The following is a 13,986-nucleotide window of genomic DNA, read 5'->3' as shown; positions in this document are numbered from 1 at the left end:
CTCCATCCCTCGTGGGGTCCTCGCCCCAGGTTGCGGGTGACAGACGAAGCGGAGTTCCTGACTCCCAGCGGTTCGCTGGTCACAGTGGCGGGACCGCGCCGGATTCACACCGGCTTCCTCCTGCGCTTCGTCGTTCGGGCTCACCCTAACCGGCGGGTTACAGTCCGACCTATGCGTACTCACCCGGATGCCTGCCCAGGCGCCGTCGAGCTGCACCAGGCGGCTGACGGCGGCCTCGCGCGCATCCGGGTGCCCGGCGGCACCCTCACGGCAGCTCAGTGGGACGTCGTGCGGCTCGCCGCCCTGGAGCTCGGCACCGGCTCGCTGGAGCTGACCTCGCGGGCGAACCTCCAGATCAGGGGCCTCGCGGACGGTCTGGAACTGGGTGCGCGGCTGCGTGCGGCAGGCCTGCTGCCTTCGGACACGCACGAGCGCATCCGCAACATCATCGCGGCGCCGCTGGAGGACAACCAGGCGCTGGTCGACGCGCTGGACGCGGCGCTGTGCGCGGAACCCGCGCTGGCCTCGCTGCCCGGGCGTTTCCTGGTGACGGTTGGTGCGCCGGTCAGCGGCCTCGGCGGCGACTTCGGGCTGGTCGACGACGTGCTGCTGCTCGCAGGGACCGACACGGGTGTGCGTGTTCAGGACCCCGTGGACGCTCTCGTGACCGCCGCCCGTCTCTTCCAGGAGATGCGCGGGGCCGCCTGGCGCCTGTCCGAAGTGGACGGCGGTGTGCGGAAGATCACCGAGCACTTCGGTGCCACCGACAGCCCGCTGATCACTCCGGCTGTGACGCCTGTCGCACCTTCGCCGACCACACCGGGTGTGCCGCTGGGACGGCTGGATGCGCATCTCCTCGCGGGTGTGCCGGTGCGGTTGACGCCGTGGCGCAGCCTCGTCGTGCCGACGGGTACCGACACGTCCGGCCTGATCACCGACCCGGCCTCCCCTTGGCACGGCGTGAGCGCCTGCACCGGCCGCCCCGGCTGCGCGAAGTCACTCAGCGACGTACGGGCCGACGCGCGCGCTTGGGTAGACGCGGCCCACCACACACACGCACCGGCCGGGGTTCCCCCAATTTCAACTCCAGTGAGCAGGTCTGACATTTCTCGTGGCCAACCGGTCCACTGGTCGGGTTGCTCACGCCGGTGTGGCCGCCCCACCGGCGATGTGATCGAGTTCGTCGCGACCGGCGACGGCTACGAGGAGACCAGGTGACGGAGTACATCAAGGAAGGCGCGGAGATCTACCGCCGCTCCTTCGCTACCATTCGCGCGGAGGCGGACCTCGCCGGCTTCCCGCAGGACGTCGCGCGGGTCGTCGTGCGGATGATCCACTCGTGCGGCATGACCGACCTGACGCACGACATCGCCTTCTCCCCCAACGTCGTGCGGCACGCCCACGCCGCGTTGCTCGACGGCGCGCCCATCCTCTGCGACGCCAACATGGTCGCGGCCGGGGTGACCCGCCGCCGCCTGCCCGCGGACAACGAGGTCCTGTGCTACCTGCAGGACCCGCGCACGCCCGAGCTGGCCAAGCGCATCGGCAACACCCGCAGCGCGGCAGCGCTGGAACTGCTGGCGGACCGCTTCCAGGACGCGGTGATCGCGATCGGCAACGCGCCGACGGCGTTGTTCCACCTGCTCGACCTGATCGCGCAGGGCGCCCCGAGGCCGGCCGCCGTCCTCGGCATCCCGGTGGGCTTCATCGGCGCGGCGGAGTCCAAGGAAGCTTTGGCCGGAACGGATCTGGAGTACCTGGTGGTGCACGGCCGGCGCGGCGGCAGCGCCATGACGGCAGCAGCTATCAACGCGATTGCGAGCGAAGAGGAATGACGGGCAAGCTCTACGGCGTCGGCCTGGGTCCTGGCGACCCGGAACTCGTGACGGTCAAGGCCGCGCGGCTCATCGGGGAAGCCGACGTCGTCGCGTTCCACAGCGCCCGCCACGGCCGCTCAGTGGCCAGAACCATTGCGGAGCCCTACTTCCGCGAAGGTCAGATCACCGAACAGCTCGTCTACCCGGTGACGACCGAGGACACGGACGACTACCAGGGCGAGATCGACCAGTTCTACGAGGAGGCCGCCGCCCGCCTCGCCGCTCACCTCGACGCCGGCCGCAACGTCGTCGTCCTGGCCGCGGGCGACCCGTTCTTCTACGGCTCCTACATGCACATGCACAAACGCCTCGCCGACCGCTACGAGTGGGAGGTCGTTCCCGGCGTGACGAGTGTCAGCGGCGCGAGTGCCGTCCTCGGCACCCCGCTCGTGGAACGCGACGAGGTCCTCACGATCCTGCCCGGCACCCTGCCGCCGGCCGAGCTGGCAGCCCGCCTCGCCGACACCGACTCGGCCGCGATCCTCAAGCTGGGCCGCACCTTCGGCAACGTCAAGGCAGCCCTCGAAGCCTCCGGCCGACTCGGCAACGCCTGGTACGTCGAGCGCGCCACCACGGGCCGGCAGAAGACCTCGCCGCTCGCCGACGTGGACCCGGACACCGTCCCGTACTTCTCGCTGGCGCTGCTGCCCAGTCACTCCAAGCCCAAGGCGCGCAAGGGCGAGGTGACCGTCGTGGGCCTGGGCCCCGGTGCCACCGCCTGGCTGACGCCGGAAGCCCGCCAGGAGCTGGAAGCCGCCGACGAGCTCGTCGGCTACACCACCTACCTCAACCGCGTCCCCGACCGGCCCGGCCAGACCAAGCACGCCTCCCACAACCAGGTCGAGTCGGAACGCGCCGCCTTCGCCCTGCACCTGGCGCGCCAGGGCAAGCGGGTCGCGGTGGTGTCGTCGGGCGACCCCGGCGTCTTCGCGATGGCCACGGCGGTTCTTGAAGCAGCCGCCGAACAACCGGACGTGCCGGTCAGGATCATCCCCGGAGTCACCGCCGCGAACGCCGTGGCGGCCAAGGCGGGCGCGCCGCTCGGGCACGACTACGCGGTCATCTCGCTGAGCGACCGCCTCAAGCCGTGGGACGTCATCGCCGAACGCCTCACCGCCGCCGCCAAGGCCGACCTCGTCATCGCCATCTACAACCCGGCGTCCAAGGCCCGCACGCACCAGGTCCACGAGATGCGCGACCTGCTGCTCCAGCACCGCGCCCCGGACACACCGGTGGTGGTCGGCCGCGACGTGGGCGGCCCCGAGGAGGAGATCCGCGTCGCCACGCTGAAGACCCTCGACCCGGACACGATCGACATGCGCTGTCTGCTGATCATCGGCTCGTCGCAGACAGTCGTGACGGACGCGGGCGTGGTGTTCACGCCGCGCCGCTACCCGTCCTGAGCAGCAACGGGGTCGCGAGCAGGAACAGTCCCGAGAGGGTGATCGCGGTGAGCGGGCTGGTGAGTGTCGCCAGGCCGCCCCAGATCACCATCAGGGCGGCCTGAAGGAGTTTGCTGCTGACGCTCCACGTCGTGAGCACCTGCGCGACGCGGTCCGCGGGAGTGCGGCGCAGGCGTTCTGTCGCGAGGATCGGGTTGAACACGCCCATGCACGTGATCAGCAGGCCCTCGACGACGATCACGGTGAGGAGTCCGGGCAGGCCGGGCTGGACCAGCGCCAGCCCGAGCGGGAAGAACGAGCGCGACCAGCCGGAGACGATCATCACCCGGTGCCGGCCGTAGCGGGCGGAGAGCCGGGCGGAAAGACGGGCACCGGCGAAGCCGCCGAGTGCCGGCAGGCCGAACGCCAGACCGTACTGCCAGGCGGGGTAGTGGTACTGGCCGAGCAGCAACACGGACAGCAGCGGCACGGTCGCCATGATCAGGCCGCTCACCAGGATCGCGTTGAGGAACAGCCGCCGCAGCGCACGGTCGCCGACGATGAACCGCCAGCCCTCCAGAAAGCCGGATTCCCGTGACGCTGCGGGTGCGGCGACGTCGCTGCCCCGCAGGCGCAGGATCCCGAGCGCGGACAGCAGGTAGCTGAGCGCGTTGGCGAGGACGGTGACGACCGGGCCGAGCACCGCGACGAGCGCACCGCCCAGTGGAGGACCGGCCGCGGTCGCCACCCAGCTCGTGCCCTCGAACCTCCCGTTCGCGACGAGGAGCTGGTCGCCGCGGACGAGGTGCTTCAGGTACGCGCCGGACGCGGCGGTGAAGGCGATGCTCGCGGTTCCGGAGACGACCGAGACGGCCAGCAGCTGACCGAACGACAACGAGCCGCAGAAGTACGCGAGCGGAACGCTTGCCATCGCGAGGAACCTGGCCAGGTCCATCGCGATCATCACGGGCCGCTTGGCCCTGCGGTCGACCCACGGCCCGAGCGGGAACGCGACGACCGCCGCGACGGCGAGCCCCGCCGCTTCCAGCAGTGCCACGGCGAACACCGTTGAATGCAGCACCTGGACCGCGATGAGCGGGAACGCCCCGAACGCCATCCACGTGCCGTAAGTGCTGACGGCGTAAGCCGACCACAACCACCGGAAGTTGTGCCCCAATCGCATGCGCCGCATCACATCCCCTGCACCGCGGCAAGATCAAACAACCGTCTCCCCGACAAGCCACAACGATCGGTTGGGCATGCATAGGCTGCGTCCCATGGACACCGAGGCAGTGCGATCCTTCGTCCGCGCGGCCGAGCTCGGGCAGCTGCAACACGCGGCCGACGAGCTGGGCGTGACGCAACAGGCCGTCTCGAAGCGGATCGCCACGCTGGAACGGCAGCTCGGCGTCCAGCTGTTCACCCGCACCGCCCGAGGTGTCGAGCTGACCCTGGACGGGCAGGCGTTCCTGCCGCACGCGCGCGGCATCGTCACGGGCGCCGACCGCGCCGTCACCGCGGTCACGCCGGGCTCGCGCGCACTTCGCGTCGACGTGCTGGGCTTCCGCAGCGCCCAGGCCGTCGTGCTGCACGACTACTGGCGATCACATCCGGGAGTCCACCTCGACGTGGTGACTCTCAAGGCCAACGACCCGCGCACGGTGGTCACCGCCATCCAGGCAGGTGATGTCGACGCCTCGTTCCGCACCGTCACCGATCCGGCCGCGCTGCCGCCCGGCGTGCGCATGATCCACGCCTTCGACTCCCCGCTGGAGCTCCTCGTCGGCCCTCGGCACCCGCTGGCCTCCGCCCGCACGCTGACCCCGGCCCAGCTGCGCGGGCACCGGATCTGGGTGCCGGGAATCGCGCCCCGCAGCGAGTGGGCGGAGTTCTACGACCAGCTCGTCACCGCCTTCGACCTGTGCCTGGACGGGGCGGGCCCGCACTTCGGCGACGAGGTGCTCCTCGACACCCTCGCGGAGTCCGCCGACGTGGCCACCTTCGTCGGCGCGCGCGACCGGTACGTCTGGCCCGCGAGCTACGACCTGCGCCGCATCCCGATCGTGGACCCGGTGCTCGTCTACCCGCTGTCGCTGCTGCTCCCGGAGCACGCGCATCCGGGACTGCGGCCGATCATCAACCACCTGCGGAACCTGCCACCGCTCACGGCGAAGGCCTGGCGCCCGTCCTGGGCTTCTCCAGCCACGTGAGGGCTTCCTCCACGGTCGCCACCACCTGCGCGGGCGGGAGTGGCGGCCGGCGCACGACCACCACCGGAATCCCCAGCTGCCGCGCGGCTTCCAGCTTGGCCGACGTCATCGAGCCGCCGCTGTCCTTGGTGACCAGCACGTCGATCTCCCACGACCGCATCAGCTCCAGCTCACCGTCCACAGTGAACGGACCGCGCGACAGCAGCACCTCGATCCGTTGCGGCATGGGCGGCTCCGGTGGCTCGACCATCCGCGCCAGGAACCACTGCCGGCAGCCGGCGAACTCCGCGAGATCCTGACGCCCGGTCGTGAGGAACACCCGCTCCCCCGGCAGGTGCCGCGCGGCATCGGCGACGCTGTCCACCCAATGCCATCCCTCGGCGGGCGTGAAACCGGGCCGGCGCAGGACGAGGAACGGAACCCCGGCTCGCGCGCAGGCCTTGAAGGCGTTGGCGGTGATCTGCCGCGCGAACGGGTGGGTGGCGTCGACGACGGCGTGGATGTCGTTGTCCCGCAACCACTGCGTCAGCCCGTCCACCCCGCCGAACCCGCCGACCCTGACCTCGCCTTCAGGCAGCTTGGGGTTGCTCACCCGGCCGGCGAGCGACGAGATCGCGGGGACGTGCCGAGCCAGCTCCCGCGCCTCTCCCGTCCCCCCGAGGATCAGGATCATCGAACGCGAGTGGCCGAGTACAGGTGGCTGTCGGGGAACTGGGTCGCCCCCAGCACGTTCCCGACGATGATCACCGCGGTCCGCTTGATCCCGGCGGCCCGCACCTGGTCCGCGATGTCGTCCAACGTCCCGCGCAGCACCACTTCATCGGCACGGGACGCGTAGGCGACCACCGCGACCGGGCAGTCCGGCCCGTAGTTCGGCACCAGCTCCGCGACCACGTCCTCGACCCGCTGCACGGCCAGGTGCAGCACGAGAGTCGCGTGGCTGCGGCCCAACGTGTCCAGGTCCTCACCGTCCGGCATCGGCGTCGCGCGCTGCGAAGTCCGCGTGAGGATCACCGTCTGCCCGACCCCCGGCACCGTCAGCTCACGCTGCAACGACGCCGCCGCGGCCGCGAACGCCGGCACGCCTGGCGTGACGTCGTACGGAATCTCCAGCGCGTCCAGCCGGCGCATCTGCTCGGCCATCGCGCTGAACACCGCCGGATCCCCGGAGTGCAGCCGCGCCACGTCCAAGCCCTGCTCGTGAGCCGCCTGAAGCTCAGCGATGATCTCGTCCAGCGTCAGCTCGGCGGTGTCGACCTTCCGCGCGCCGGCGGGACAGAAGTCCAGCAGCTCGACCGGCACCAGCGCCCCCGCGTACAGGCACACCGGCGAAGCGGCGATCAGGTCACGCCCGCGCACGGTGATCAGGTCAGCGGCACCGGGCCCGGCGCCGATGAAGTGCACGGTCACTTGGTCACGCTCCACGTCGTCACGGGCATGTGCGGCCGCCACCCGGTGAACTTGCCGACGGGCGAACCGCGGTTCACCGCGATCCGCACCAGGTCGCCACCGAGCCGCTCGTACCACTGCGCCACGACGGCCTCGGACTCCAGCGTCACCGCGTTCGCGACCAGCCGCCCGCCGGCGCCCAGCGCGTCCCAGCACGTCTGCATCACACCGGGTACGGTCAGCCCGCCACCGATGAAGATCGCGTCAGGCTTCTCCAGTCCCTCCAGCACCTCGGGCGCGCGGCCGAGGTGAACCTCGATCCCGGGCACGCCGAGCGCGGCGGCGTTGCGCTGAATCCGTTCAGCGCGCACGACGTCCTGCTCCACCGCGATCGCCCGGCACGTCGGATGCGTCCGTGCCCACTCGATCGCGATCGACCCCGACCCGGCACCCACGTCCCACAGCAGCTGCCCCGGCAACGGCGCCAACGTCGACAGCGAAATAGCCCGCACCTCACGTTTGGTCAACTGGCCGTCAGTCTCGTAAGCGTCGTCCGGCAGCCCGGGCACCCGCGAATAGGCGCTCCCGGCGTACTCGGCAGCGATGACGCACAACGGATCCGCACTCTCTCCGGACCACTGGTAGACCCGCTCGGCGGGCCCACCCAACTGTTCGAGCACTGTAATCGGCCCAGCCATTTCCGCAACGGTCGCGGGATCACCACCCAGCACCAAAATCCGGCGGCCGGGCGTCAGCGCAGGTCGCAGCAGGTCGGGCGAGCGGCCCACGAGCGACACGACCTCGACCTCGTTCAACGCCCACCCGAGCCGCGCGCAGGCCAGCGACACCGACGAGGGGTGCGGGATGACGGTGACGCGCGAGCCCAGCAGCCGCACCAGCGTCGTGCCGATGCCGTGGAACATCGGGTCGCCCGACGCCAGCACGCACACGTCGCGGTACTTCTCGAACAGCGCGGGCAAGGCCGGGACCAGCGGCGACGGCCACGGCACCCGCTCGAACTCCCCAGGCACGAGGTCCAGCTGCCGCTTCGACCCCATCAGCACCTTCGCCCCCGCGACGGCCTTCCGCGCGGCAGGCGACAGCCCGTCCCACCCGTCGGCCCCGATGCCGACGACGACGACGTCAGACGGTTCCGGTGACACGCTGCACCTGAATCTCGATCACCACGCGCTCCGGGTTGACCCGCGGCTGCCGGTACCGCTCGGCGTACCGGCGCACGGCGTCCTCCACGGATTCCACGTCATCGCGAACGACAGCGGGACCCTCCAACGTGGACCAGCGGCGACCGTCCACCTGGCACACAGCGGCGTACCCGGCCTTGCGGACGTGCTTGACCTTCCACGACGCGCCGTGCGTGATGATCCGCGCCACACCGTTCTCACGATCGAGGGTCACGCCCACCGGCACCACGTGCGGCGTCCCGTCCGGACGCACGGTGGACAGCGTGCACAGGTGCCGCTCGGTCCAGAACTCGGCGAACTCTGCGCCCCGCTCGATCGACATGGCACGCATCATGCAATGCCGCGCGCGCGAAACGAAATCAGCCTCTCACTCCGCGAACCGCGGCTTGTTGAGGCAGTGGTCGTGGTATCGCATCACAGCCCGGCCTTCGCCGGTGCCCAGGAACCACGCGCCCCCTGGCGGGTCGGCGGGAACGTGCCGTCCAGCAGTTCCACGAACCCGTCGGCCACTTCGAGGATCCGGCCGACCTCGACGTGGTCCTTTCCAGTTCGCGTGAAATCACGCGGCACGTCACCGGACTCGCGGGCGCACCGTCGTGCCTCGAGGGAGATCTCCAGCAGCACACGCGACTGTTCCGGGGTCAGCCCACGAAGGACTTCCCCACGTCGAGGCATTCCAGGGTGCCCCGCCAGTCCTCGGCGCGCTCCGCCAGCCACGGGTCAGCCACGCGCTCGGCCTGGTCGATCAGGTAACCGGGCCACACGGCGAGGGCGTCGTCCAACACCCAGAAGCCCTGGTCCTCCACCGAGACCGTCGTCGTCCTGCTCACCAGGCGAGGGTACGGCCCGCCACCTCGGTGACGGGCCGCATTTCCGCACTACGGGTAACTGACGACGTTCACCGGCACCGTGCCCGGCGGCGTCACCGCCCCCACCTCGTTCACCACGTGCGTGATCGTTCCCTGGTAGTTGAGCGACACGGTCAGCAGGTTGTGCAGCCGCACGCCGGGCCGGTCGGGCACCTCGAACGCGTGATGCGCCCGCACCGACGGGTTGACGTTGAAGAAGCAGTAGCTGCCGAGCCCCCACGCCTCGTGCGTGGTGACGTTGTCGCCGACCTTGTAGGCCGCATAGCCGGCCAGCCCGTTCGGACTCATCCACGTGGCCTGGTTCGGCACGTCGTAGGGCATCTCGTTCTGGAAGAAGATCGTCCGCCCGCCCTGGCCGTTCCAGATCACCTGGTACTTCTGGTAGTGCTCGACGAACAACCCGGTCGCCAGCACGTTGTTGCCGTTCACGACGACGCCCGTGTCACCGACCGCCTCGGTCCAGCCCCAGGTGCCCGCGTTGCCGTGGTCGGCGCGCCAGGCCCAGGTGTGGTCGATGATCGTGTTGTGGCTGTTGACGACCAGGCTGTTGGTCGCCTTGCCCGCGATCGCCCCGCCGACCCGGAAGAACACGTCCTGCAACGTCGTCGGGTTCGCCGCGTGCGACGCCGACGAGCCCGCCGGCCCCACCGTCAGCAACGCGTCCGATCGCGTCGTCCCGGCGTCGAACAGGATGCCCTTGATCCGCACGCCGTCGACGTCCGCGACCTGCATCGCGTTGACCCCGTTGTCCGGCACGATCGTGGCGTAGCCGATGCCGAGCACCACGGTGTTCGGCCGGGTCACGTTGATCGTCTGGTTCACGTGGTAGATGCCGGGCGTGAAGAACAGGTTGCAGCCCTGCGCCAGCGCCGCGTTGATCGTCGACGCGGTGTCACCGGCCTTCACGACGTAGAACTGGCTCATCGGCAACGACGTGCCCGGCGTGCCACCGTTGATCCACGACGCACCGGAAGCGTTGGTGCGCAACGAAGGCAGGAACACCCGGTACTGGTTGCCTTCGAGGTACAGGTACGGCACGTCACGCGAGACCGGCGTGGTCGCCAGGTTCGTCGACGGCGGGTTCGGGAACGTGGTCGGTGGTGCGCCCGGCGTCCCGGAGAACACCATGTTCCACACGCCGCCGTTCCAGCTGCCGTAGTTCGAGTCACGCGTGTACCACTGCTGTTGCGAGACCGATGCCGTCTGACCGGACACGCGGGTGTCCGCCGTGTAGCCACCGCTGGCGAAGCCGTACGACGCCGGGTACAGCGCGAGGTTGCCGCGGATGTCCATGCGGCGGAACGGTGCCGCCTGCGCCACGGCCCACCGGTTGGTGCCGTTGCTCGGGTTGACCGCCATGTTCTCGGCGGAGCGCCAGAAGTTCTGCAGCGCCACGCCCTTGTCGGACTCGTTGAAGGCGTCCACGGTGATGTCACCGTTGATCAGAACATCTCCGGGGTTGCGCCCCAGACCCGAAACGGACGTGTAGTAGCCCACGTCGTCGTGGATGCCGTTGTACGTGCCCGGCTTGAACAGGTGCGCGACCCGGCGCGGCGCCATCTGCGCCGTCAGCGTGTCCTTCTGCATGTTGAAGTCCGCGTCGAGCTGCGTCTGGATGCTCGCAGCGGACATCGACGGGTCGAAGATGCGCGTGTTCGGCCCGAAGTTCGGGTTGTCGGACTGGACGCAGCCCTGCTGCGTGCCGATCGTGTAGGTGGCGCTGCCCACCGACGAGTTCGTGAGCCCGGCCTTGATGCCTATCGCGTTGATCGTGCGGCTGGTGGGCACGGAGATCGGCCCGGTGTAGAGCGGAGAGCCGGCGGTCGGCGTGGAACCGTCCACTGTGTACCGGATCGACGCGCCGGCGGTGGCCGTCGTGATCGTCACGGTCTGGGCGGACGTGTACGCCCCACCCGGCGGACTGAAGGTTGGTGTGGCCACGGGAGCTTGCGTGCTGCCGTGTGTGTAGGTGAAGTGCGGCGTGTCGTACTGAGGTCCGCTCTTCTCGTAGGTGAACCAGTATTCGATGGCAGTGCCCGATGACAGCCCACCGACGGTCTTCTGCCAGACGCCGCCGTTGTTGGTCATGCGGAAGTTCTGCTGCGGAACACCGGTGATCAAGTAGTGCACGTCGACGTACAGGGCAGGGGTTGTCGGCGTGAAGTCGATCCGCGCCTGAGTGGAGTCCAGCGCCGTCACGTTCTGCGTGTAGTCCTCGGCCGCGGACGCGGCGGTGGACGACGCCAATGACGACAGGGCAATCGCTGCGGCGGCCAGTCCGGCCAGCCATCTCACCTTTGAGAGCGCTCTCACACCTCGAACGGTAAGCGGCGGACGCCTGTTTGAACAAGCGACGTTTTCACCCGAACGAGCCCGTACCTTGAACCGGAAACAACCCATAGCGTTGACACATGACCGCGACGACATCCACCGCCTACAGCCGGGATCTCGGCGAGGAACTGCGCCTCCTGCGCGAGCGGTGCTCCACGCTCAACGGCCGCAAGTTCGCGATTTTGCTTGGATGGGATCCAAGCAAGGTGTCCAACATCGAGCACGGCAAGGCGCGCGCGAGCGAGATCGACCTGGTCCAATATCTCACGGCGTGCGGCAAGGACATCGACTACTTCAACGACTTCCTGACCCGGTACCGCAACGCCTTCGACCCGTACATCGCGCAAGTCCCGGACGATCTGCGCACGCTGGCCATGGCCGAGTCGATGGCCACGAAGATCACGTGGGTCGACGTGCTCGCCGTCCCCGGCCTCATCCAAACTCGGGAGTACGCCGACGCCCTGTACCGCAAAGCTGGCCTCGTACCCGAGGAAAAGATCGCGGGGTGCGTCAAGTTCCGCATGGACCGCCAGTCGATCCTGCGCCGTGTCAACAGGCCGGAATGCCGGTTCTACGTCCTCGAACGCGTCTTGCAGACACGTGTCGGCAGCGACAAGGTCATGGAGGACCAGTACCTCCGCATGCTCTTCAACACGCACATTCTGCGGATCGTCCCCGACGACGCCATCACTCTGATGGCGGGTTGTGCGTTGCTGGAGTTCGACAAAGCGCCCACGCTCGCTTACAGCGAAACCGACCTGGCCCAGGTGTTCGCGCAGGACAGCCTCGCCGTCGATCGCACCACCAGCCTGTTCAAGCGACTGGATGAGCTGGCATTGGATGAGGAACAATCGAAGCGCAAGCTGGCGGAGTACGTCAGCCGACTTCGAGAGGAACCTCATGACGGAGAAGCGGACCTGGCGTAAGAGCAGCTACAGCGGTGGCAGCGAAAGCGGCGCCTGTGTGGAGGTGTCGCTGGCCCAGGACGCATTCGTGCGGGACTCGAAGAACGCGAGTGGCGACGTGCTCGCGTTCTCGTCCCCCGCCTGGGCAAGCCTGATCAGGTACCTCGGTTCTCGTTGAGGTAGTTGTAGATCGTGTAGCGGGTGACCTCCAGGACACCCGCCAGGTGGTCGACGGAGTCGCGGATCAGGAAGAACCCGGCTTCGTCCAGCACGCGCACGACCTGCGACTTGTGCACCTTCTTCATCAGCTCGACCGGCACACCCACATCGGCGATCGCCTTCTCGACCAGCACCCGTTGCAGCGTGTCCACGTCCTGCGGAAACGACTCGACGGGCCCGGAAGCCTCGTGCACGGCCAGCTTGTTGACGCACAAGCACCCCACGGCCACACCGGCCGCATCGCGCACGAAAGTGGTCGACGACCAGATGGCCCGCCCATCGGGCGCGTACGTCTCATAGCCGGGCATGTCGGTGGTCGTGCCGCGCCGGACCAGCCCCAGCAACAGGTCGGTCATCGGCCCGCCCACCTGCCGCCCGGTCAGCGAGCCCGCGATCGCGATGATCGAGTTCGGCAGCCGCGACAGGTCGTGCACGACGACCTCGGTGTCGGGCCCCAGCGCCGACGCGAGGCTGTCGACCGTCGGCACCAGCGCCGACAACGCCGCCGGAACCTCGGAGACCGAGGGCCCGGACAGCGACTTCAACGCGGCCCGCACCCGTTCCAGCGTCCCGCGCGTGGTCGTGGCGTGCGGCGACAACCGGACGTGCTCGGGCCGCACGGTCGCGGTGACTCCGAAGGCGTTCAACGCCTCCCCGACCACGGAAGCCGCCTCCGGCATGGTGAACGCGAGGATCCCGGCCCGCCGCTCGCGAGCCGACACGATCTTGCCGCCGCACGACAGCACGATCTCCTCCAGCTCGGAGACCACCTCCGCCACCGCCGCTTCCAGCGAGCTGACCCCGGCGAGCTCGACCAGCTCCAACGCTTCCGCGAAAGCGCCGGAGACGACCGGCGAGAGGTTCGTGATGTTCCAGGAGGCGGCGTCCGGAGCGGCGTCGTGCACCGAGTTGTCGAACAGCCCGGCGTCGACCGCGCCCGTCCACCCGGAGAGCACCGGCGAAAGCCGCTCCAAGGCCCGGTCCGACAGCACGACGAAACCCGTGCTCCACCCGGCCCGCAGCCACTTCTGCCCACCGACGACCAGCACGTCGGCGAGCTCCCACGGCTCGTCGACCACGCCGAAGCCCTGGATGCCGTCGACGATCAGCAGCCGGTCGCCGACGACCTCGCGCAACGCCGCCAGGTCCGCGCGGTAGCCGGTGCGGAAGTCCACAGCGGACACCGACAGCGAGGACACCTCGGGCGTCAGGCGGGTCGCGACGGCGGCCGGCGCCACCGGACCCTCGAAGACGATCGACGGCAGTCCCGCCCGCACCCACGGATAGGTGTTGGCCGGGAACTCCGACGCCGAGTACATGACGGTCCCGGACAGCCCGAACGCGGCCTGGAACAGGCCGATCGAGGTGCTGGGCACCAGCGCCACGTGGTCGGTGTCGGAGCGGCACAGCCGGGCGACGGCGGCCTTCACCCGTTGTTCCTCGCGCATCAGCGTGTCCACTGTGGAGGGCCCGGCGAGCGAGGCCTGTTCCATCAGCCGCGAGGTGGCCTGCACCACCGGGATCGACGGCGGGCCGAAGCGGGCGAAGTCGAGGTACCCCTCCGGTTCACGGAACTGGGCGAGGTACGAGGAGTCGGTCAAC

At 69.4% G+C, this 13,986-nt stretch carries 15 protein-coding genes and 1 riboswitch; of the genes, 6 read left to right on the top strand and 9 right to left on the bottom strand.

The window, feature by feature from the left end:
• Window positions 1-3: 3 nt before the first annotated feature.
• A riboswitch (adenosylcobalamin (AdoCbl) riboswitch) is annotated at window positions 4-145 on the bottom strand.
• A 26-nt stretch (window positions 146-171) separates the two neighbouring features.
• From C8D87_RS20415 to C8D87_RS20405, 3 genes are read left to right on the top strand one after another with little or no spacing between them, the layout of a single operon-like run.
• Window positions 172-1,218: a hypothetical protein gene (locus tag C8D87_RS20415; protein WP_112227939.1), complete on the top strand. Its 1,047-nt coding sequence runs from the start codon at window positions 172-174 to the stop codon at window positions 1,216-1,218.
• Complete coding sequence (locus C8D87_RS20410) at window positions 1,215-1,835, top strand: precorrin-8X methylmutase (RefSeq protein WP_112227938.1); 621 nt, start codon at window positions 1,215-1,217, stop codon at window positions 1,833-1,835. Before C8D87_RS20415 ends, C8D87_RS20410 begins: the two co-directional genes overlap by 4 nt.
• Window positions 1,832-3,280 carry a precorrin-2 C(20)-methyltransferase gene (locus C8D87_RS20405; RefSeq protein WP_109637535.1) on the top strand — a complete coding sequence of 483 codons (1,449 nt, stop codon included), beginning with the start codon at window positions 1,832-1,834 and terminating at the stop codon, window positions 3,278-3,280. Before C8D87_RS20410 ends, C8D87_RS20405 begins: the two co-directional genes overlap by 4 nt.
• On the opposite strand, the gene C8D87_RS20400 is transcribed toward C8D87_RS20405, so the two are convergent.
• The gene (locus C8D87_RS20400; protein WP_109637953.1) at window positions 3,255-4,442 is read right to left on the bottom strand and encodes an MFS transporter; all 1,188 of its coding nucleotides are present in this window, start codon (window positions 4,440-4,442) and stop codon (window positions 3,255-3,257) included. The two genes, C8D87_RS20405 and C8D87_RS20400, sit on opposite strands and share 26 nt — an antisense overlap.
• Window positions 4,443-4,536: 94 nt before the next feature.
• Here C8D87_RS20400 and C8D87_RS20395 point away from each other — a divergent pair, with 94 nt between their 5' ends.
• Window positions 4,537-5,469, top strand: a complete 933-nt coding sequence (locus tag C8D87_RS20395) for a LysR family transcriptional regulator (protein WP_170166506.1) — start codon at window positions 4,537-4,539, stop codon at window positions 5,467-5,469.
• On the opposite strand, the gene C8D87_RS20390 is transcribed toward C8D87_RS20395, so the two are convergent.
• The 7 genes from C8D87_RS20390 to C8D87_RS20360 form a co-directional block, all read right to left on the bottom strand.
• Entirely contained in the window at window positions 5,423-6,142 is a 720-nt protein-coding gene (locus C8D87_RS20390) for a cobalt-precorrin-6A reductase (RefSeq protein ID WP_215732401.1), read from the bottom strand. The genes C8D87_RS20395 and C8D87_RS20390 overlap by 47 nt on opposite strands.
• Complete coding sequence (cobM, locus tag C8D87_RS20385; RefSeq protein ID WP_109637527.1) at window positions 6,139-6,879, bottom strand: precorrin-4 C(11)-methyltransferase; 741 nt, start codon at window positions 6,877-6,879, stop codon at window positions 6,139-6,141. The genes C8D87_RS20390 and cobM overlap by 4 nt, the downstream gene beginning before the upstream one ends.
• Window positions 6,876-8,021 (bottom strand): precorrin-6y C5,15-methyltransferase (decarboxylating) subunit CbiE, encoded by a 1,146-nt coding sequence (gene cbiE / locus C8D87_RS20380; RefSeq protein WP_109637524.1) that lies wholly within the window; start codon window positions 8,019-8,021, stop codon window positions 6,876-6,878. Before cbiE ends, cobM begins: the two co-directional genes overlap by 4 nt.
• Window positions 8,002-8,391 carry a PPOX class F420-dependent oxidoreductase gene (locus C8D87_RS20375; protein WP_109637952.1) on the bottom strand — a complete coding sequence of 130 codons (390 nt, stop codon included), beginning with the start codon at window positions 8,389-8,391 and terminating at the stop codon, window positions 8,002-8,004. The genes cbiE and C8D87_RS20375 overlap by 20 nt, the downstream gene beginning before the upstream one ends.
• An 83-nt stretch (window positions 8,392-8,474) precedes the next feature.
• Window positions 8,475-8,684 (bottom strand): hypothetical protein, encoded by a 210-nt coding sequence (locus C8D87_RS20370; RefSeq protein WP_109637521.1) that lies wholly within the window; start codon window positions 8,682-8,684, stop codon window positions 8,475-8,477.
• A gap of 17 nt (window positions 8,685-8,701) precedes the next feature.
• A complete protein-coding gene (locus C8D87_RS20365) occupies window positions 8,702-8,890 on the bottom strand; it encodes a hypothetical protein (RefSeq protein WP_109637519.1) in 189 nt (62 codons plus the stop codon).
• A gap of 48 nt (window positions 8,891-8,938) precedes the next feature.
• On the bottom strand, window positions 8,939-11,215 hold the full coding sequence (locus C8D87_RS20360) for a chitobiase/beta-hexosaminidase C-terminal domain-containing protein (protein WP_411711420.1): 2,277 nt from the start codon (window positions 11,213-11,215) through the stop codon (window positions 8,939-8,941).
• A gap of 125 nt (window positions 11,216-11,340) precedes the next feature.
• Between C8D87_RS20360 and C8D87_RS20355 the strand changes: the two genes are divergently transcribed.
• Window positions 11,341-12,186 carry a helix-turn-helix domain-containing protein gene (locus tag C8D87_RS20355; RefSeq protein ID WP_109637514.1) on the top strand — a complete coding sequence of 282 codons (846 nt, stop codon included), beginning with the start codon at window positions 11,341-11,343 and terminating at the stop codon, window positions 12,184-12,186.
• Window positions 12,161-12,343: a DUF397 domain-containing protein gene (locus C8D87_RS20350; RefSeq protein ID WP_109637512.1), complete on the top strand. Its 183-nt coding sequence runs from the start codon at window positions 12,161-12,163 to the stop codon at window positions 12,341-12,343. The genes C8D87_RS20355 and C8D87_RS20350 overlap by 26 nt, the downstream gene beginning before the upstream one ends.
• Here the strand turns inward: C8D87_RS20350 and C8D87_RS20345 are convergent.
• Window positions 12,321-13,985, bottom strand: coding sequence for a PAS domain-containing protein (locus C8D87_RS20345; protein WP_112227935.1), 1,665 nt, complete (start codon window positions 13,983-13,985; stop codon window positions 12,321-12,323). The genes C8D87_RS20350 and C8D87_RS20345 overlap by 23 nt on opposite strands.
• Window position 13,986: the final 1 nt, after the last annotated feature.

This window comes from Lentzea atacamensis (genome assembly GCF_003269295.1).
Lineage (GTDB): Bacteria > Actinomycetota > Actinomycetes > Mycobacteriales > Pseudonocardiaceae > Lentzea > Lentzea atacamensis.
Note: the sequence above shows the minus strand (reverse complement) of the source record. Positions and strands in the feature narration are given on the sequence as shown.